Source organism: Methanosarcina flavescens (assembly GCF_001304615.2).
Lineage (GTDB): Archaea > Halobacteriota > Methanosarcinia > Methanosarcinales > Methanosarcinaceae > Methanosarcina > Methanosarcina flavescens.
The window spans coordinates 2,719,533-2,738,929 of record NZ_CP032683.1 but is presented as its reverse complement, the minus strand read 5'-3'; the positions used below and the strand labels follow the sequence as shown (position 1 = coordinate 2,738,929).

Below are 19,397 nucleotides of genomic sequence, written 5' to 3'. Positions count from 1 at the left end.
CTATAAGACAGGTCAAACTGCCCAATAATCCGAAAGATAGAGTAACGCAACTATTAAATTGGTTCTAAAGTTTCTATTTAGAACCATAACTACTCCTTAATCAATTAACTGGGAAAGCAAAGCAACTCCCCGATACTTTAAATGTTAATGCTTTCTCATTTCTCAACAGAACATAGTTTAAATGAGTTTTGGGAAAGCAACTTAAAGTCTATAAACTACCTTAAACCCTATAAACTACTTGTATTTGATTGATTATAAATTTATCCACATAGTATCTAATAATCAAAATGAAGGATTAATTTTGATTTCTCTTTTTCAATTATATTATGTAATGAATTTTAGGCTCTGTAGAAATCCTCTGAAGTAATGAATTTCCATAAATTTGAAATGAGTAGCAAGATCTGAATATACTTATCTTTTTTCAGCCTCTTTCATCTGATGTAGACAGGTTTTCTACAGAGCCTAAAAGGAAAGCGTTTTTGGTCAGACAGATGAACTTGTAGTTTTGCAATGGAATTTAGTGAAAAATATTAGTTTTTAACAAGAGCTTATCCTTCGAAAATATTACTTGGAAAATGCTTATCAAATTAGGGTCTTGATTTTCGAAGTTTTATTAAGAAAATTCCTTTGTTTTTGAAGCATTTAGTAACACTCTTATAGATTTAGATAATAACACTTACATGTCGTTAATATTTTTATTCATATTACCGAGTGATTAACAGAATAATTGCAAAAATAAGGTGTTCTGTAATGGAGAGAAAAAAGTTATTAATGCTATTTTCTGCTTTCCTGGCAGCCCTGATTCTGATGATATCAGGCTGCATTGGTCCGGACAGAACTCAGACCGAGCAATTGGCTGAGGAGGCATTGGCTGAGAATACTGCTGAAGGATCTCAGCACGCGGATGTTGTTTATCTGAGCGGCGGAGATTATGGATATCCACAACCGTTTACGATATATCCGAGAGGTCCTGGATCATCAAAGGTTAGAATGATTTTTGACAGCCTGGTAGAAAGAGATGAAATAGGTATAATTCCCTGGCTGGCTGAAAGCTGGGATGTCAGTCTGGATGGAACAGAATATACATTTCATCTCCGTGAAGGTGTAATATGGAGCGATGGAGCACCTTTTACAGCAAGCGATGTTAAATTTACTTTTGATTATGAGCAGGAAAATGTACCTGTGTCAGGGGGAATTGAGGCTGGAGTTGTAGATAATGTCCAGGTCGTGGATACCAGTACAGTTAAATTTGTACTGAGCCAGCCGGTTTCAACCTTCCTTTACAAGCTCACGGGTTTTAAGATCATACCTGAGCATATTTACAAAGATATCTCAGACCCTGTAAGTTTCCTTGATCCACAGACAGTCATCGGGACTGGTCCGTTCCTCCTTGAAGAGTACAATAAAGAGCATGGATCATACCGGTTTGTAACAAACGAGAAATTCTGGGGGCCGGAGACTGCTGTTAAAGCCGTTGAATTCATTCCGGTCAGCGACTCATTAATAGCTTTTGAACAGGGGAAAATAGATTTCACAGGGGTATCTCCTGATACTCTTGCCCGGTTCAAATCAGATCCTGATGTAAGAATAGTCCAGCAGCCGGCTTTCTGGGGTTACCAGTTTTATTTCAATATGAAAAAATTCCCGGAGCTTAATGACAGGAAAATAAGGCAGGCCTTTGCTTATGCCATTGATCGAGATGAACTGGTAGAAAAGATTGCAAGAAGTGCAGGGAAACCCGGTAAAATGGGCATACTCTCTGAAGACCATATCTGGTATAATCCTGACCAGCCGGAATATGATTACAATCCAGATAAGGCCAGAACATTGCTTGATGAAGCTGGATGGATTGATACCGATGGGGACGGAATCCGTGATAAAAACGGGAAAAAATTGTCATATGTATTGTCTCTTAGCAGCGGCGAAGTCCGTATTGGCGAACTTATAAAAGAGAGACTGAGTGAAGTTGGAATTGATGTTCAGGTAAAGGCCCTTGAGAGCAAATCCAGGGATGCCAATCTAAATAAAGGAAACTTTGAACTTCTGATCGGTGGGTTTGGCGGCTGGGGAGCAGATGCGGATTATCTGCGTACGAGATACTGTGATACAGGTTTACAGTCTGAAAGTGTAGCATCTGGCGCAGCAGTATATGGTTACCACAATGATACCCTGAATACGCTTGGCGCCCAGGAATTGCAGGAACCTGACGATGGTAAACGGAAGGAAATAGTATACGATATGCAAACCGTGCTTGCGGAGGATATACCCGCAATACCACTCTATTATACTACCTCGTATGATGCATGGCGGATTTCGAAATATGACGGCTGGATGAACATGTATGACCACCATGCAAGAACACACAGTATTCTTTCGTATCTTGAGAGGGATGGAATTGCAGAAAAAAGATGATAAAAAAGATGATATTAATAACTTGGTCGAATGCTGGAAAAAAGCTACAGGTAATGGTCTGAGTATCCTGGATGAGGGCAGGATGGCAGAATTCTGGAACAAACGCTCGGAGAACTATGCCAATAATATTGACAAAGGTAAACGAAAGAAGAAAACCGATGATATTCTCGAATTTCTTGAAGAAGCCGGTTTTAATCCGGAAGGTTCCAGAGTTCTGGATATCGGATGCGGACCTGGAACCCTGTCCCTTCCGCTTGCAAGGCTTGGAGCAGAGGTGACTTCACTTGACATATCGTCCGGAATGCTCAACAGATTAAGAGATGCGGTAAAAAAGGAGTCCCTGCCGGTAGATGTCATTGAATGCTCCTGGTGGACGGCAGATATAGATGAGCTTGGTTTCAGGAACGAGTTTGACCTTGTAATTGCCTCCATGACTCCCGGAATAAGGGATGTTGAAAACTTTGATATGATGATAGCCTGCTCAAAAAACCTTTGTTATTACAGTAACTTTCTGAGGAGAGGTGAGGATAAGGCGTATCGTGATATCCGGAGTTCAATACTCGGTGAAAACTCTGCGAATAATATGAACGGCATAATCTATCCATTCATGTATCTTTACCTCTCAGGCTACAGGCCCTCGGTCAGGATCAACCATTCCGAATGGAATGAAGAAACGGACTGGAAAGAAGCGGCAGACCAGGCAATTGAGTTTATTGGACGGGGCCGTGATTTTGATGAAGAAACAAAGGAAAAAATAAGGAATTATTATAAAAATGCCTCTGTGGATGGAATGTACCGTTCTGAGTCGGATGTATATACCGGTATGATGACCTGGAAAGTTAACGGCAAATGATCGGATAGTAATTTAACGGCAGATGATCGGATAGTAATTTAACGGCAGATGATTGGATGGAAAAGGACAGGAATTCGTTCATTTTCAGGTTGTTATTGACCCTTTTTGTAATTCTTGCCATTAATTTTTTTCTTCCAAGGATGATGCCCGGAGATCCATTCTCCACAACTTCCGCAGACGAGGTCGGGGAAGAAATTATTGAAATGACGGAGGAGCAGCGCCTTTATTACATAAACTATTACGGACTTGACAGGCCATTGCATGAACAGTTTTTAGTCTATATGAAAAATCTAATGACTGGAAATCTGGGCAGGAGTATTTATTACAAAATGCCGGTCAGTGATGTAATTCTACTTCATCTTCCCTGGACTATGTTGATTGTCGTGTGTGCTACAGTAGTCAGTACAATCTCAGGTGTGGTGCTCGGAACAATATCGGCAAAAAACCGGAAAAATGGGAGTGATAGAATTATAATGATGGGTATGATCACCTTTGCAGAAATTCCTTCATTTCTGCTTGGCCTGATCCTTCTCCTGTTTTTTAGTGTATATCTCAGGTTTTTCCCGCTTGCAGGAGCTGTTACTCCCTTTGCAAACTATAATGGTCCGGTAGAACAGGCATGGGATATATTGTACCATGCCTTTCTGCCTGTTGTGACTCTGTCACTTTCACAGCTGACCGGGGTGTACCTGCTCACCAGAAATACACTGATTACAGTGACCACAAAGGATTATATCAGGACTGCCCGGGCCAAAGGCCTGGGTGAAAAAACTGTATGGAACCGGCATGCACTTCGAAATGCCCTGCTTCCGGTAGTGACAAGAACAGGTTTTATGGTCGGTACAATGATGGGGGGTGTTGTACTTGTTGAGAGTGTTTTTTCCTATCCTGGCATAGGGATGACTCTCAGAAGTGCTGTAGTCGGCCGGGATTATCCTCTTATTCAGGGGATTCTCCTGGTAATTGCAGTCTCCATACTTATCTGCAATCTGCTGGTTGACAAAATATACGAAAAACTTGATCCGAGAGTTGGGATATGATAAAAGATATTGCTGCCTTTGGAAATGCCGGAATACTCTCTTTTATTCAGGCATTAAATATTAACGGAATTGTCAGCAGTATAGCTAGGAAATTTTCTAAAAGTACTATAGCTGAGACATTCTCTAAGTTTAGTATTATAGCTAAGATTATAGCTAAGACATTCTCTAAGTTCAGTACTGAAGGAAAATTTGGTATTCTTGGCATTATCTGTATCATTTTAATGGCAGTTTTTGCTCCTGTGATAACAATGTATCCCCCTCAGAAGATCACAGGGGATTCCCTTGAACCTCCAGGTTCCGAACATATACTTGGAACCGATGAACTTGGTATGGATATCTGGTCACAGATCTGTTATGGTGCAAGAATGAGCCTTACAATAGGGCTCGCAGTAGCCTTTGCGGCAGGGTTTGGGGGAGGAGCTCTTGGGATCCTGGCCGGATACATGGGAGGACACATTGACCAGGGCCTGATGAGAGTAATTGATGTAACAATGGCTCTTCCAAGTTTTCCTCTTCTGATCGTAATCTCTGCTTTTCTTGGCCCAAGTATTCTTAACGTAATTCTTATCCTTGTAATATTCAGCTGGGCTAAACCTGCACGTATTGCACGTTCCCAGACGCTGTTTTTGAAGAAGAACGACTATATTATTGCAGCCCGGAATTACGGTGCAAAACCATTTTACTTGCTCTGGAGGCATATCTTTCCTGAAGTTATGCCTGTTCTGCTTGTGCTTGTTATCGGCATATCCTCCCATGCAATCATAGCCGAAGCAGGACTTGCTTTTCTGGGCCTTGGAGACCCAACTTCCAAAAGCTGGGGGATGATGCTTAATCATGCAACCGGCTTCCGTTCCATATATTTTACGCCTTACTGGCAATGGTGGCTATTGCCTCCATTATTTATGCTTATTTTTCTCCTGCTCTGTCTTGCGTTCATAAGCAGGGATATGGAAAGGATACTTGATCCAAAATTAAAGATAAAGAAAGGTTTCTGATTATGAGTCTGCTTAAAGTCAATAATCTTAAATGCCACTATCTAACAGACAGTAATACTGTTAAGGCTGTTGACGGCATTTCTTTTGAAATCGAAGAAGGAGAAATACTGGGCATTGTTGGAGAATCCGGAAGTGGCAAGACTACTGTTGCACTTGGAATCATGGGGCTTTTGCCGGAAAATACAGCCATTTTTGGTGAAATTCTTTACAGGGAGGAGGTTCTCTCTTCTTTGCCTGAACCCGAAATGGATAAATTAAGATGGAAAGATATTGCAATAGTTTTCCAGAACAGCCTGGAGGTTATGAATCCTGTTATGAGAGTAGGCGTTCAGGTAACAGAACCAATGATAAGACATCTTGATATCAGCTCTGAAATGGCCCGGAGTAAATGTGCCGATCTATTCCGGACTGTCGGCCTTGATCCGAAATGGATGGATTCATATCCGCATCAGCTCTCAGGGGGTATGAGGCAGAGAGTTCTTCTGGCAATGGCTCTTTCATGCGATCCGAAACTACTGATTCTTGATGAAGTTACTTCTGCACTTGACGCATTTACCCGAAAGGAGATCAGGGACCTTCTGGTTGACCTTCAGAAGAAGAACGGGTATACGATGTTAATGATCTCTCATGATATCACTTTTGTTTCTTCTGTGGCGTCCAGGATTGCAGTTATGTATTCGGGAAGGGTTGTGGAATCCGGCCCTGTAAGGGAGATTCTTGTATCTCCCCGGCACCCTTATACGAGGGGGCTTGTCCATTCGACTCCGGATATTTTCGTTTATAAAGATTTATGGGGGATTCCCGGGGACGTGCCGGCAGGGGATGAGTTTAAGGGATGTCCTTTCAGCCCGAGATGTACGCAAAAAATCGATATTTGCAGTAAAGCTTCTCCGGTCCTGATGCCTGTAGGAGGCCGACGGGAAATTGCATGCCATAGAGGGGGCATAGCAAACCTTCTGGAAGCAAAGAACCTGAATTTCAGCTATCGTCTTCCAGATGGAGAATATATTCAGGCAGTTGATAATGTCAGTCTGGAAGTGACTGAAGGAGAGGTCCTTGCAATTGTCGGTCAGACCGGTTCGGGCAAGTCAACCCTTGCACACATCCTTGCAAACGTAATAAGACCCGAATCCGGAGAGGTATTGTTTATGGACGGTAATGTCAGCAGGGGTAACTATGGAAACAGGTTCAATGGCATTCAGATAGTATTCCAGGACCCGTTCAGTTCGACCAGCAACAGGTTTACCGTGCTTGACGCAGTCAAAGAGCCTCTTTATATCAATAAAATCGGGTCCAATGGGGATAGACTGCAAATGGTTAAAAATGCCCTTGAACTTGTTCATCTTCCCAGTACTGATAATTTCCTCAGAAAATATTGCGGGGAACTCAGCGGCGGACAGAGACAGAGGGTCGCACTTGCCAGAGCAATGGTTATGCAGCCAAAACTCCTTATTGCCGATGAGATAACTTCGGCTCTGGATGTTTCAACCTCCGCGAATGTATTGCGTCTTTTAAAGGGCCTTCAGAACAGGAGAGGGTTTGCAATGATATATATTTCACACGATCTCTCCCTGACCCTGAAGATTGCTGACAGAATAGCCGTTATGAATTCCGGAAAAATTGTAGAGATGGGTAATTCCCACGATGTGATGCTTTCACCTTCTGATGAGTATACAAAGAGGCTTGTGGATTCAAGAATAGGGCTGTGCTGTCATAATTAAGCATTATATTGAATTCACCCACATACACTGTATCAATTTTCTCAATCTTTCCCAGTCTTTGCATGACTTCCATCACAGAATGGTTTATTTTTGGATTCTCCACGCCTGCAGAGAATGACCCTATTCCTGATCTCATACTGTTTGCCATCTGCGGATTTATCGGGATCTCGCCGCGTACTCAGAGAGGACCATGCTCGCCACGATGAGGCCTTCCTCGATGACAATCGACTTTTCAAGTTCAGGCTCAATTGTCTTTCCTGTAACATTATCAATAATTATCAACCTACCTAAGGGCAGTTGCAGGCTTCCTCAATAGCAATGTCTCAAGCTTCCGGATTTTCGGATTGTTCGACAAGGTTTCATATTCTCCCTGCCTGTGTGCAGAATCCTGCGTGGACACATAGTGTTGTTGTCAATAAGAGTCAAAAAAGCGCCAAGGATAAGCGTTTGAACTGCCCAAAAGGGTTTAAAGTCTCCTGATTCGGTTCCATCAAAGTGAACCTTTTAATATGTCCCGTCACAGAATGGTTTTGTTCTCTGAGTGACCACATAGGCATAGGGCATACCGCTTTTTTATGGGATATTTCTCAATCTCACGCTACCATATCAGACGGTCAGCCCCTTTATCTTTGCAAATCTCCCAGGCTATAAGGGGAACTTTACCGATCACTATATGAACTATTCGTAAGCACAGTGATCTTCATGGAGCCATCCGACACATTGATTTTCTTTCCTTTTCTTCCTTCATGGTCATCTGCAACTTCCTCTATGTTTTAGTTTCTCAAAGTTTTTTTACTTATCAAAGTTTTTATGACAGAGCCGCCCACCAATTCTGTCATACAATTTCTCTTCCAGTAGCATGTGTCCTGGCAGTCTTCTCGTCCGAGAAAGAGCGTAAAGATTTTTCATTTTCAGGGAAGAAAAAATTATAAATTTATACTAAACTTATTTATTAGCTAACTTATGAATTAAGCTTTGAACGGGATCAAAGCAGTTTCTCTCCGGGCTCTGTTCCGTCCCCGGGCTTGCACCCATAAATTTCAGTAATTTTCATAACTACAAGGGCTTTTGCAGGGAACCAGCCTCCCATGTTCTTGACCGCCTTATACCTTTTCCCGTAATCTTCCCCTTTGTGCTTGACCTTTAGGTTCCCTTTTATCTGATTGTATTAGATTTTCGACTGCATATACGACATCTGTTCAAACAACAGCAACCATAGTTGCTTCTTTCCCTCCTTGGGCAGGCACCTTTATTCCTCCTTCGGACATGTTTTTGTGAATTAAATCTTCAAAATTCATTGTAACTACTTCTGCTCCTTTAGGTACATCAAATACGAATTCAGTATCCGAAATGCCAGTATTGAATTTTAAACCTTGAATTTCGATTTCCATTCTCTGTGTGCCCTTGTAGATCTCATACTTTAAGGGTGTCCAGGTTTCCTTATCAACCCAGATTTTTATCTCGTCGAGTAAATTGCTTTCTTCCCTTCCTTCTTTCGGTTTTGCTTCAAGCAGATATGCAGTTCTCCCGTCAATAGTATCATTTCCAAGCACAGAAACATCGTATTCATCTAAAATATCGTTAAAGAGCTTGAAGTAGTCGAGATCCGATTCTTGATATTCTTCAGGAACTATTATTTTCTGGACAGCATTTGTCCCGGGATCGTAAAACCATTCAATTTTCCCATCGTAAATCATTACAGTCTCATTCTCTGTTCCTTTTGTAATTGTTTTCTTCATATTCGGTTTTTTCCAGACGATATCAAACTCACTTTCCTGAACTTTCTCTCCTTCAAGAAACGTTGTTATACAAAGGGTATACGAAGAATCCTCGATATTGTTTTCTTTTTCCTGCATCTTTGCTGCAATTTCTTCTGCAATTAGTTCAGTATTTTCTGCAATCAGTTCAGTATCTTCTGCCTCTAGTTCATTCACGCAGCCCGATGTAAAAATGGCACAACTTATCAAAAAGAGTGCAAATGCAATTTTCTTCGTTAGCGTCTCTCTCACCTCAAATGTTTAATTAACAAAATAATGCACTTTGTTCAATGTGATTAAATCGAGTTTTGTTTACGCTGCGACCATTTTATTCCTAAAACCAAAAATATCAGTAATATTCCAAGAATTATACTTCCTTTTAAAACAGGAAGAATAGGATAATCAAGTACAAGGTAACGTACAAAAATAAAAACGCATGCGATTACATAGAAAAACAGCAATCTCACAGGATTGTTTTGATCTTCTTTCCTTTCACCATATATGATTTTTGATAGCGTGCCCCCAACAAATAATAGAACTAAGATCCAGAAGATCTGATCTATGTGATAAGTTAGAGATGCGTAGAGGTAAGCAATATACAGGAACAGCGTAATAATTAGAAGACCCACATTTTTTCGAAGCGAGGAAAAGATGCTGATTTCTTTATCATGGGATTTTGCAGTTTTTTCTTCATAAAACCTTGAGCTCAAAATATGGTCAATTATATAAAAGATAGAATTCTTATCAATCTGTTCCTTTTTTCTATACCAGACCATAAAAAAGAAATGGACAGCTGTAACAAAGAGGGCAAGAATAAATACCCTTGACATCTCTAACGGAATATATCCTTCCCTAATCAGTAGCCCGATTATTAAAAAACTAACAAATAGTACTGGAAGTGAACGTAATAATTCTTCTTTAACGATATGGTCTATATTCATATATTAATCACCTCAGTACCTTCTGGAGGTTTAAATTCAAATTCAGTATCTTTTATGCCTGAATTTATAGAATAATTCTCATATTCTAGTGTCATCAGAAGTTTGTCACCGTTATAACTTTGGATCTTTAACGGCATCCAGATTTTGGGATCAATCCATAGAATATGATGACTATATGTTTCATTTTATTTATTAGAAATGACTTCATGTTTGTAAGTTCGAACTTTATTGTTCGAAATGCGATATTATCCCAAAGACTCTGCTATTTTTATAAGCTCTTGTTCACTTACTGGACCTGAAATTATAATATATGTATTCCCATAGTTATATTTGATAATTGTATTGTCAAATATTTCGATTGTTTTCCCTTTTAAATTTTCGATTGTAATATTTCCTACATTTGATACTGAACTCTTGGATGGAGTTTGAAAAATAGTTAACACGTTTCCTTCTTTAGAATAGGTTAAATAAGCACTATTTCCATATTCAAGTACTGTCACCCCTGCGAATTGGTACCCAGCACAATAAGAAGGTTTCAATATTGTAAAATTTACGCTCTTCTGAGCTTCTTCTATATTGACTTGGTTGGGAAGTGTTGTGCTCGGTTCTATAATTTTTGCGCCTTCTGGTAGAGTAAACTCAAATTCATTGTCGTTAACATCAGTGCTTACGAATATATTTGTGTATTCTACCCTTGATTTATAATCTCCATAATTTGTATCGATTCTAACTGGAATCAAGCTTTCTTTATCTACCCACATGTCTTGAGATATTATAGAAGTTTTATTTTTTGGTATAGCTTCAATTATATAACATGATTTTCCAAATAGTTCCTTTTCTCCAATTAATTTCACATTATTAGTTTTAAGTAAGTCTTTAAGAAGAGTGCCATAATCAAAATCTGGTGTTCCTTTATAGCCTTCTAAATGTTTTACTGTTACTTCACCTTTAGTTAAATCGTATATCCAGGTAACTGTTCCATTAGAAACTGTAGTTAAGTTCTTTGATTGATAAATGCACTTATACTTGTTTGGCTTCTTAAACAAAAAATCTATTTTTTGAGTTACTTCTTCTCCTTGAAACTCTGTTGTGGAAATTACTGTATACTTAAATACGTCAATAGATCCGTATCTTTCCTGAGAATTATTTATTATTTTTTCAGCGTTTAATAAATTGTTTGTCTCTTCTAAACATCCGCCTACAACTATAAAGAAGAAAAGAATAATTATGATTCTTTTTAACATTTTAGAATCTCCTACGTAATTGATTATATTTTTGGCATATTTCCAAAATAGGATCCTAAAAATGATGATACAAAAACCAAAATAGTAAACCCAATTTGGATCCTTTTCTTCGTCTTTGGGCTATAATTAGGGGGAAGTGAGAGATATTTCATAAATATGAAAGGGATTGAAAATGCAAAACCTATAGCAATCAAAAACGAAGAAAGTACGTGCGCAAAATAGGTATATTGTGGATAATAAGACATTATTGTGATACGAATAACTGATGACATTATTAAAAAAAGAAAAAAAGTAATAATAGAAGTAATAATAGGCTTCACTAGCACAACCCCACTTCTTGACAAACTGTAGTTGCGCTCCAACTGCATGCATAATTTTCTAGAACGAAGTCACATATTACCCAGCAAAAAGCCGCTGAAACAGCCATCCAAGCTGGATGCGGAATCTTTGTAGCTAGTTGCGCACATGCATAAGCGCATCCTCCCTCTGCGAGGTAACCACATATTTTATCAACAGCCCACATACAGAAGTCACAATCCACCGAACTTACTTGGAAGGTACCCTTAACAGAATCGTACTCTAGTAATGTGACCTCACTGTTATTTCGCATAGCTGCTATGGCAGCACTTCCATGTTCATTGGAAGTAAATACTGCGACAGCAGATTCATTTTTACGCCCGTTGTCAAATGGCATTATTACAATCGAACTTGTGACTGTTTCGTTTGTCGTTGTTGTAGTTAGCATCGATGCATTGAATTCACTAGTAGAAGGAGTGTAGCCTAGTTTTTTAAGCTCACTGTTTAACTTTGAGATTCTTTCATCAGATAATGCTTCTGCTATAATTTTTTTTTCTTTTTCTTTTGATATCTCTATCATGTTCACTTCAGCATCTGATTTTGGAGCACTTAAATATCCGCACGCTGGGCAGTTTTGAGATACATTAGGGCAATCTTTCCCAGCCGGACACGCCATCGCAGGCGTAACCAGTATCATACCTACAACGAGCATTATCATGAAAAGCCCGCTAATTTTTCTAACTTCGTCATTTAATCTCAATTTATTTCACCTCTTTACTTTAATTCAAGAGGCAAGAAGCAAACTTTAAAATAGTTAGAAAGTTATATACTTCATGCCTTCGGGTATGCAGGCAAGAAGCAAACTTTAAAATAGTTAGAAAGTTATATACTTCATGCCTTCGGGTATGCAGGGTTCAGCATTGCCCTCAAACTCTACTGAATCCTGCAATATTCCCACTTACTCAGTTTTAAATAATCCTTTATAAGTTTTCCGGCCAATTTCTCTAACTATCAGAGATAAGAGAATCTTTACAGATCTAAAATGAGCTACAAAAAACAGTCAGAGAGCTTGGCCGGAAGTTCTATATAGAACAGTTTAACGCCAATTGTTTAAAGTCTACAGCTAGTAACCAGGTTTTCACTAAAAAGAATAATCTATATACCCTTTAGGATATAACATCTCTTTGCGGCAAAATTGGACTTTACGAGATCTTCTGATTTTTATAATTTTGTTATTGATGTCTTTACCTCAAGATGGGTAAAGTCAGCTTTTATTCTTGAGACTATATAGACTCAGGGTTTAAGAATAAGTAGACTAGAGAAAAAAGATGTAGCGAGATTGAAGCAGACTTTTCAGAAATTATTGGCTCTTCGCTGTTTCGAGTGGGTAACTTTCATTCAGCTTCTGAATGTTAAAGCTGCGCCTCTAAAATTTAGAAATAGTAGTTGTTGTAAATCGCATTCAAGCTTGATATTTGTCCATTTGATCTGGCTACTTTCTAACTAAGTAATTATTTTCAACCCATACAAAATAGCGAAGAGCCGCTTAAATATTCTTCCCCTACTAAACTGTAGCATTAAGGCGTCTATTCCGCCTTTATTCCAATAGTCCTGCCAATAATGTAATGTTTTCTCAGTTACTTCAAGTTTAATAGTAGCTTCTTTAACAGAATCTCCTAAATATGTAAATTTGATAAAATGAAGCCTTTTAAGTGCTCTAGAATTATTTTCGTGTGTGATCAAGGAATTAAGCTAATCAAGGGTTACCTTTTGGTCAAGAGTAATTTGTTCTTTCCTCATCATAAATGGATATTAAGAGCTAATGTGTGTAACAGGTTAACATTAGGGCTATAAATTGATCGATGCAATTAGATTATAAAATATCCGGCTCTGTAGAAAACCTATCTAAATCATTTACAAGAGGATAAAATTAAATAAGTAAAAACATATCCGGCTATTCAGTTCAAACTAGTTAAGATTTATTATTTTGAGGATTTCTACAGAGCCAAATATCCCAAAACACTACCTATAGCTAAGTACCAAAAAAAATGCATAAATTATAAGACACAAAATTATAAGACCTATAACAGTTTTAACTAATTTTCCCATAATTAATCAACCCTTTTACTACTTATTTTAGTCCAAGCTACATCTGAAGTAGATTGATTCAGGAATTATACTTCTAAACTTATTCTATTCTCCTACGGTAGAATCTTAATTTCAGATTCGGTAATTAATCCATTTTCCATAAGGAGGATCAAAGCTAAAAAATATTAAAAGGTAGCTGTTTTTGGCTGAAGTGTTATTTATTAGTCTGGAAACTATTATTACATCACACAACCAAATATCCACCTTTAATAAATCTATTTTTCGTAATCAATTTATAGTTTCTCTCTCAACTAATTACACTTTTTATTTGTGGATGAAATTTTTCTATCCACTTTTTTGCAAATGATATTGACCCCTCTACCCTGATGAATTCATTTTTGATTATATTTCTCAAATGTTCTTTTGATTGAACAAATCTGACTGATACTTCTCTTTTAATTGTTTTCCATATAAATTCTACAGGGTTTAGATCTGGTGAGTAAGGCGGAAGAAACACCAGTATAATTCCCAGTTTTCTAGCTTTTGTTTTTGTTTTGTCTGCCTTATGTACTTTTGAATTATCGAGTATAAGGACTATTATTTTTCCTCTGTTTTCTTCCACTATTTCTTCAAGAAACTCATATATACTTTCTGCTTTTGAACTTTCTTTAAAATCAATGAGATTACTTCCATTAATTGAGTAAAAAGCAAATGCATTTGCCTTTATGTAATCTGTGTTTTTGAGCCTTAAAGACTTTTTAAATGCCCATAAACGCTGTGTGTTTGCTTTTGTTTGTGGCGAAGATTCATCAAGGAAGCCTATCACATATTTCTAATCTGGACAAACATACTTTGGAATTGCTTCACTTAGTTTTTTTTAAAATTTCTTCTGCATCTTTAGGTCTTCTGTAGTCAAGAGTATATGGTTTTGAGTGATGCATTCCAAAATTTTTCAGAATAACTCCTATTCTTTTCAACGAGTATTCTACGCCATACTTTTCTTTTATTAATTCTAAAACTTCTCTGGTAGTCCAGTAATCCTTCTTTTTCAATAGATTCCTTAGTTCTATCATTTGTTCATCAGTAAGCTTAGACCTTCTTCCCCCACCAAATTGTGGTATCAAGGCGGCATAGCCGCCTTTATTCCAATAATCCTGCCAATAATAACCACATTTCTTAGTTACTCCAACCTTGATAGAAGCTTCTTCAACAGAATCTCCTAAATACCTAAATTTGATAAAATAAAGCCTTTTTAGAACTCTAGAGTTGTTTTCATGTTTAATTAGAGAGTTTACCTTATCAAGACTCAACTTCCGATCAATAACAATTTGTTCTTTCCCCACCCATAAGAGATCATAAGAGTTAATATGTGTAATAGGTTACGTCAAGAACTATAATCAAACAATAAAAAAACAATTAAATTGTCCGTACACAAAAGTATGGACAACCTTGTAAAAATCACATTGATTTGGATGTTCTTATATCATCCTTTCTGGACGCTTTCAAGTTCATTAATTATATGCGTTTCAATTGTCGGGCTATTGATACTAACATTTTCAATTCCGACTTTCTGATATTCAGAATTATTGGCCAGTCCAGATAAATCAATTGTCAAAGTTTTATCCATAATGTAATTGGATTTAACTGAGAATCCACCATTTAAATCTATCCAATTTACTCCAGAGATATTGCCTACTGTTGTATAATGAATGGTTGTATTACTATAGTCTCTTTTTGCGTTTGAAACAAAATTTGTTTCTGATTTGATACCAATACATTCAAATTTACCGGCTTTTGTCGATATTGTTTTTGTACCTAAAAAAGTGTAGTTTCCTGTACCTTCGAATTCATCTTTTAATAAAGGGTTTTCATTTATGTTATTTTTGAATACAATTGTCCATGGTTTACCTTCTTGAGTTTCTTTTTCTGGATACTTTAGCAGATTTGGCAGTTCCGGTTGTACCTCAGGTATAATTTTATCTTTGGGATCTGATCTTATCAGGTTTCCATAAACGTCCATAATTGTGACATATGAAGATTCAGTAGTGTTTTCATTTGTTGTTTTCGTTGATGTCATTTTTGAGGTTATATTCTTTCCATCAAAATCTGTAACTAACATTTCAATACGAATTGGTCCTGTATAATTTGTATTATTTGTGATATATCCTGTATAATATGTATCACTTGTGAGGTATGTGCAATTGTAAACAAGTCTATCACCTACATGAAAATTATATTTTAGATTATAATCAGTTTGTGCTTTTCCAATACAACCAAGTTCAAATGCCATGATCACAAATAGTATAAGTATGAGTATAACCCCAAACCTCTTTCTTGCATTGTTATACATGCTGTTTTCCCCTCCTTAAGACCGAAACGATCGAAGATATCGTCAATGAAATAACAATTACCCCACATAGCAAAATTATCTTTGCAGTTACGGTTTGGCCATATCTAAATGAAATTAAACTACCACAAAGAAGTGCAATACCGTAAAAAATACCACTAAAAATTGACCATCGTTCAAATGATTTTTGATCTTTTGTAGAGGCTGAAAGCGTAAGGAAAAAAAGTCCAATCCCAGCCAATATAAGGTACAATCCATTTAAGGATATTTTTGTTGGGGACATTAATGTTGTTATAGTACCTCCTATGATGGCAAAAATTGATAAAAAAAGCAAAAAAAGGAATTTTTTTGAATTCCTTTTTATGATCACTCTCATTTGGCCAGCTCCTCATAACTGTAACTTTTCTCAGGTCCGTCGTTACTCTCCATAATAGTATTTGTGGCATGCTGTATAAGCAAGTCCGCAGGCTCCGACACCAATTGGTATGCATGCCAAACAAAGTTTTACCTCTAATGGCGTGGCTGGATTTGGTGCCAAAAGCGGACCACAAATTATTACGCAAGTAGCAGCACTCCCCAAACAAATCGATAAGTTGAAAACACAATCGCTTAGTAAACTATTTATCACTACAGTTGTGCTTGTTTTGGTTTGTGGATTGTAGCTATATAGTATAGTTTTGTTGGGTTCTTGAGACTTGTCATTTTTGAAACTTATTGCAGCAAATTTGATCTCAGTTATTGAGCTATCGTTTTTATTTTCCACTGGTATAACAAGTGCTGTACTGCCATTTTGTGTATATCCTTCATTTATCAATTGCTCTTGATATTTTTTGACATTACTATCGCTTAAAGCCGTACTCAGCATTTTGTCTTTATCCGCTCCTGTTAGCTGTATCGGGTTTGCGGGAACCGAATCACTCCCGCAATTTGTTCCAGCTGGACATGCCAACGTAGGCGTAACCAGTACCATACTTACAACGAGCATCATCATGAAAAGCCCGCTGATTTTTCTAATTTTGTTATTTAATTCCAATTTATTTCACCTCTTTACTTTCATTCAAGAGGCAAGAAACAAACTTTAAAATAGCTTTAAAGTGATCTATTTCTCGCCTTCGGGCGTGCAGGGTTCAGAATTGCTCTCAAACTCTGCTGGACCTTGCACAACATTCCCACTTATTCAGTTTTAGAGAATTCTTTATAAGTTTTCCGGCCAAGCTCTCTAACTATCAGAGATCAGAGAATCTTTACAGCTCTAAAATGAGCTACAAAAACAGTTAGAGAAATTGGCCGGAAGTTATATATAGAGCAGTTCGATGTCAATTATTTAAATGTCTACAATCAGTAACCAGGCTTTTTGCTAAAAAAGAATGTTTAGTATGTTTTTTGAGAGTTTGTAGTTTTCTATGGCAATGTCGGACTTTACGAGATCTTTTGATTTTTATAATTTTGTCATTATATCTTTTTACCGCAAGGTGGGTAAAGTCAGTTTTTATTCTTGGGACTATATAGATTCGGGTTTTAAAAATAAGTAGATTGGAGAAAAAAGATAAGTTTTTCAAAAAAAGATTGTAAAGGTTTTTCATTCTCATCATCAGGATAAAATCGAAAATATTATATAACCTCTGAAAAAAAATATAAGAGGGATTTAATTTCGGTTTTTCTTTGGATTTTCATTTATATATTAGTGATCACTATAATAGAGAGGGGTTTTACAAGGAATCTGCCACTATGTGTGCATTTCAATCAGCTCGAGATGTATGCCCTCTCAGATTTGATATAACATTCCTGATCTTTTTTTTACAGAATTACAAGCTCCCGGAAGTAAACAGGAAAGAATATATCTGGATAACAATGGCCAGACCTATGGGAATACCAACAGTAATAGCGGCGTTTTTGTATGACATATTTCGTGCATGCAAGATTGCAAATATCCATATATAGCCAGACAGTAAGAGACATAAAATTCCAATTATTTGTGATGTATAAAACAGAGGATTATTTGAGAACATCTGCTCTACACCCTGGCCCATAAATATTGAGTCCTGTGATGATAAATCGGTTGAAGATAACATGATATACATTACAATTAAACCTACTAAACTGCTGAATACTTGTGGCACAAAACCATAACCTGTAAATTCTAACGTTCTCTTGAAAGAACCCTTCGATTTAAACACATAAGATATTGAATATAAGATTCCAGCCAGTATAACCCAATATAAAAATGTTCCAATAAAACCCCCGATGGCAACGCCTCCAATGATACTTGACATTACTGAAGAAGACATAGATGAATCCATGCCAGAAGAAAACGAATCTTGAAGGTTATTCATAACCACAATACTTGAACTTACTGTTAATACAGCCATCACAAGTATTATCAATAGAGGATACTTAAGACTAACTTCATTTCCTAGTTTTTCTCTGAAAAATGAATTTGGGTCAAATAATAGAGTATTTAAGTTCAGATTATCCATATCTCTTACACCATTGCAAATTTTATTTAATTGAAGTCATGCAATTTATATAAATTTTATATTATCACTCAGTTATATAGATCGAACTTTATGATTTTGTGTTTTGCTGGATAATTTAAAACATTATCCATAAACCAAGTAATATAAGCACAAATCCACTGATTTTTTTCAGGTATATTCTGTATGAACGAATTTGTTTAGATAGAGTATAGCCTCCTATCATGCCAACTCCAATAAAAGGTGTCAATACTCCGGCGCTGAAAGCAAGCAATAGAGCCAGATCATTAACAGTCCCGTTTGTAATAGTCTTGTTGAGAAGTACAAGGAGCATTGGAGCAGTGCAGGGAACTTTTACAAACGAAAACAGTATCCCAAGAAAGAAAACTCCACCCAGAGTACCTGCATATTTCCTGGCAGAACTTCGAAAATAATTATCCAGAACGACAGGTGATTTTAAGATCCCCAGAAGGTTTAACCCGATAAGAATTACAACAATGCCTGTAACAAAAGAAAAGCTTTCCAAATCGGGAATTGATTTTTGGAATGAGAGCAAACACAGGCCCAATACTAAGTAAGAACCTACCAGTCCCAATCCAAACACCGTTGCACGTATCATACCGCTTTTCGCACTATTGCTCGTCCCTGCAGTAAAACTTAAAAGAAATCCCAGTATGGCCATCAGGCAGGGTGAAAAACCTGCAAAAAGACCTAGTGAATAAGCAAATGGCAAATTCAGGTTTGTGTTTATATACTCGTTTTCCTGTTCTTTTCTCGTTGCCTCTTCTGTAGTATATTCAGTAATATTTTCCTCTGCCGCAAGATATTCATCGATTAAAGTTTTTAGCTTTTCTTCAGTAATTTCTTCTTTGGGAAGTTTTGTTTCATTGTTTATCACAATAGCCGGGACTTCAAGAAAACCATATTTATTCCATCGGTTGAAACCATCAACAGTACTGGTTTCAATTCTTGTTATAACCATGTTCTCATATTGAGCTTCTATTCGATTGACAATAGGATCAGTTATTTCACAATCATGACAACCTTTTTGATGGAAATACTGGATTGTAACCGGATCTGCACCAACTACTGGTATAAAAATAAGAGATAAATGAATAATGGTTAGCACAGTTATTGTGTGAGAACTGCTTTTCATAAAGATTCCTAACAAGTGTATATTTTTTCGTTTCGAACTAAAAAATACAACTTTAATACATTGATATTTTTA

15 protein-coding genes and 2 pseudogenes are annotated in these 19,397 nt (G+C 37.2%); 5 read left to right on the top strand and 12 right to left on the bottom strand.

Translation table 11 applies throughout. The features are described from left to right. Nucleotides 1–750: 750 nt before the first annotated feature. The 5 genes from AOB57_RS11990 (at nucleotide 751) to AOB57_RS11970 (ending at nucleotide 7,021) form a co-directional block, all read left to right on the top strand. Nucleotides 751–2,412, top strand: a complete 1,662-nt coding sequence (locus AOB57_RS11990) for an ABC transporter substrate-binding protein (protein WP_054297676.1) — start codon at nucleotides 751–753, stop codon at nucleotides 2,410–2,412. Beyond that, nucleotides 2,390–3,265 (top strand): class I SAM-dependent methyltransferase, encoded by an 876-nt coding sequence (locus AOB57_RS11985; RefSeq protein ID WP_054297675.1) that lies wholly within the window; start codon nucleotides 2,390–2,392, stop codon nucleotides 3,263–3,265. Before AOB57_RS11990 ends, AOB57_RS11985 begins: the two co-directional genes overlap by 23 nt. A 56-nt stretch (nucleotides 3,266–3,321) precedes the next feature. After that, entirely contained in the window at nucleotides 3,322–4,305 is a 984-nt protein-coding gene (locus tag AOB57_RS11980) for an ABC transporter permease (RefSeq protein ID WP_054297674.1), read from the top strand. A 221-nt stretch (nucleotides 4,306–4,526) separates the two neighbouring features. Then, nucleotides 4,527–5,300 carry an ABC transporter permease gene (locus AOB57_RS11975; RefSeq protein ID WP_226999494.1) on the top strand — a complete coding sequence of 258 codons (774 nt, stop codon included), beginning with the start codon at nucleotides 4,527–4,529 and terminating at the stop codon, nucleotides 5,298–5,300. Nucleotides 5,301–5,302: 2 nt separating this feature from the next. Then, nucleotides 5,303–7,021, top strand: coding sequence for a dipeptide ABC transporter ATP-binding protein (locus AOB57_RS11970; protein ID WP_054297672.1), 1,719 nt, complete (start codon nucleotides 5,303–5,305; stop codon nucleotides 7,019–7,021). 41 nt (nucleotides 7,022–7,062) lie between these two features. Here the strand turns inward: AOB57_RS11970 and AOB57_RS15080 are convergent, their stop codons facing one another. The 12 genes and pseudogenes from AOB57_RS15080 to AOB57_RS11910 form a co-directional block, all read right to left on the bottom strand. Continuing rightward, on the bottom strand, nucleotides 7,063–7,287 hold the full coding sequence (locus AOB57_RS15080) for a CDGSH iron-sulfur domain-containing protein (RefSeq protein ID WP_226999704.1): 225 nt from the start codon (nucleotides 7,285–7,287) through the stop codon (nucleotides 7,063–7,065). Nucleotides 7,288–8,220: 933 nt separating this feature from the next. Next, a complete protein-coding gene (locus tag AOB57_RS11960) occupies nucleotides 8,221–8,955 on the bottom strand; it encodes a LolA family protein (protein ID WP_054297671.1) in 735 nt (244 codons plus the stop codon). A 119-nt stretch (nucleotides 8,956–9,074) separates the two neighbouring features. Beyond that, the gene (locus tag AOB57_RS11955; protein ID WP_054297670.1) at nucleotides 9,075–9,719 is read right to left on the bottom strand and encodes a hypothetical protein; all 645 of its coding nucleotides are present in this window, start codon (nucleotides 9,717–9,719) and stop codon (nucleotides 9,075–9,077) included. A gap of 245 nt (nucleotides 9,720–9,964) precedes the next feature. Continuing rightward, the gene (locus tag AOB57_RS11950) at nucleotides 9,965–10,963 is read right to left on the bottom strand and encodes an outer membrane lipoprotein-sorting protein (RefSeq protein WP_054297669.1); all 999 of its coding nucleotides are present in this window, start codon (nucleotides 10,961–10,963) and stop codon (nucleotides 9,965–9,967) included. Between the two features lie 319 nt (nucleotides 10,964–11,282). After that, nucleotides 11,283–12,020: a hypothetical protein gene (locus tag AOB57_RS11945; RefSeq protein WP_054297668.1), complete on the bottom strand. Its 738-nt coding sequence runs from the start codon at nucleotides 12,018–12,020 to the stop codon at nucleotides 11,283–11,285. A 794-nt stretch (nucleotides 12,021–12,814) separates the two neighbouring features. Further along, a pseudogene (locus AOB57_RS11940) lies at nucleotides 12,815–13,003 on the bottom strand (helix-turn-helix domain-containing protein); the annotation flags it as partial. Between the two features lie 652 nt (nucleotides 13,004–13,655). Next, nucleotides 13,656–14,691 (bottom strand): annotated as a pseudogene (locus tag AOB57_RS11935) (IS630 family transposase). Between the two features lie 140 nt (nucleotides 14,692–14,831). After that, nucleotides 14,832–15,698 (bottom strand): hypothetical protein, encoded by an 867-nt coding sequence (locus tag AOB57_RS11930; protein WP_226999493.1) that lies wholly within the window; start codon nucleotides 15,696–15,698, stop codon nucleotides 14,832–14,834. After that, on the bottom strand, nucleotides 15,691–16,071 hold the full coding sequence (locus tag AOB57_RS11925) for a hypothetical protein (RefSeq protein ID WP_054297665.1): 381 nt from the start codon (nucleotides 16,069–16,071) through the stop codon (nucleotides 15,691–15,693). Before AOB57_RS11925 ends, AOB57_RS11930 begins: the two co-directional genes overlap by 8 nt. Nucleotides 16,072–16,113: 42 nt before the next feature. Beyond that, a complete protein-coding gene (locus AOB57_RS11920) occupies nucleotides 16,114–16,728 on the bottom strand; it encodes a hypothetical protein (RefSeq protein WP_226999492.1) in 615 nt (204 codons plus the stop codon). Nucleotides 16,729–17,500: 772 nt separating this feature from the next. After that, nucleotides 17,501–18,172: a YIP1 family protein gene (locus AOB57_RS11915; RefSeq protein ID WP_054297664.1), complete on the bottom strand. Its 672-nt coding sequence runs from the start codon at nucleotides 18,170–18,172 to the stop codon at nucleotides 17,501–17,503. 115 nt (nucleotides 18,173–18,287) lie between these two features. Continuing rightward, nucleotides 18,288–19,325 (bottom strand): cytochrome c biogenesis protein, encoded by a 1,038-nt coding sequence (locus AOB57_RS11910; RefSeq protein WP_054297663.1) that lies wholly within the window; start codon nucleotides 19,323–19,325, stop codon nucleotides 18,288–18,290. Between the last annotated feature and the right edge of the window lie 72 nt (nucleotides 19,326–19,397).

Bases quoted from the DNA above. Each gene is read 5' to 3' on its own strand.
- AOB57_RS11990 (WP_054297676.1), top strand. From the start codon at position 751: ATGGAGAGAAAAAAGTTATTAATGCTATTTTCTGCTTTCCTGGCAGCC.
- AOB57_RS11985 (WP_054297675.1), top strand. From the start codon at position 2,390: ATGGAATTGCAGAAAAAAGATGATAAAAAAGATGATATTAATAACTTG.
- AOB57_RS11980 (WP_054297674.1), top strand. From the start codon at position 3,322: ATGGAAAAGGACAGGAATTCGTTCATTTTCAGGTTGTTATTGACCCTT.
- AOB57_RS11975 (WP_226999494.1), top strand. From the start codon at position 4,527: ATGGCAGTTTTTGCTCCTGTGATAACAATGTATCCCCCTCAGAAGATC.
- AOB57_RS11970 (WP_054297672.1), top strand. From the start codon at position 5,303: ATGAGTCTGCTTAAAGTCAATAATCTTAAATGCCACTATCTAACAGAC.
- AOB57_RS15080 (WP_226999704.1), bottom strand. From the start codon at position 7,287: ATGTTACAGGAAAGACAATTGAGCCTGAACTTGAAAAGTCGATTGTCA.
- AOB57_RS11955 (WP_054297670.1), bottom strand. From the start codon at position 9,719: ATGAATATAGACCATATCGTTAAAGAAGAATTATTACGTTCACTTCCA.
- AOB57_RS11950 (WP_054297669.1), bottom strand. From the start codon at position 10,963: ATGTTAAAAAGAATCATAATTATTCTTTTCTTCTTTATAGTTGTAGGC.
- AOB57_RS11930 (WP_226999493.1), bottom strand. From the start codon at position 15,698: ATGTATAACAATGCAAGAAAGAGGTTTGGGGTTATACTCATACTTATA.
- AOB57_RS11925 (WP_054297665.1), bottom strand. From the start codon at position 16,071: ATGAGAGTGATCATAAAAAGGAATTCAAAAAAATTCCTTTTTTTGCTT.
- AOB57_RS11915 (WP_054297664.1), bottom strand. From the start codon at position 18,172: ATGGATAATCTGAACTTAAATACTCTATTATTTGACCCAAATTCATTT.
- AOB57_RS11910 (WP_054297663.1), bottom strand. From the start codon at position 19,325: ATGAAAAGCAGTTCTCACACAATAACTGTGCTAACCATTATTCATTTA.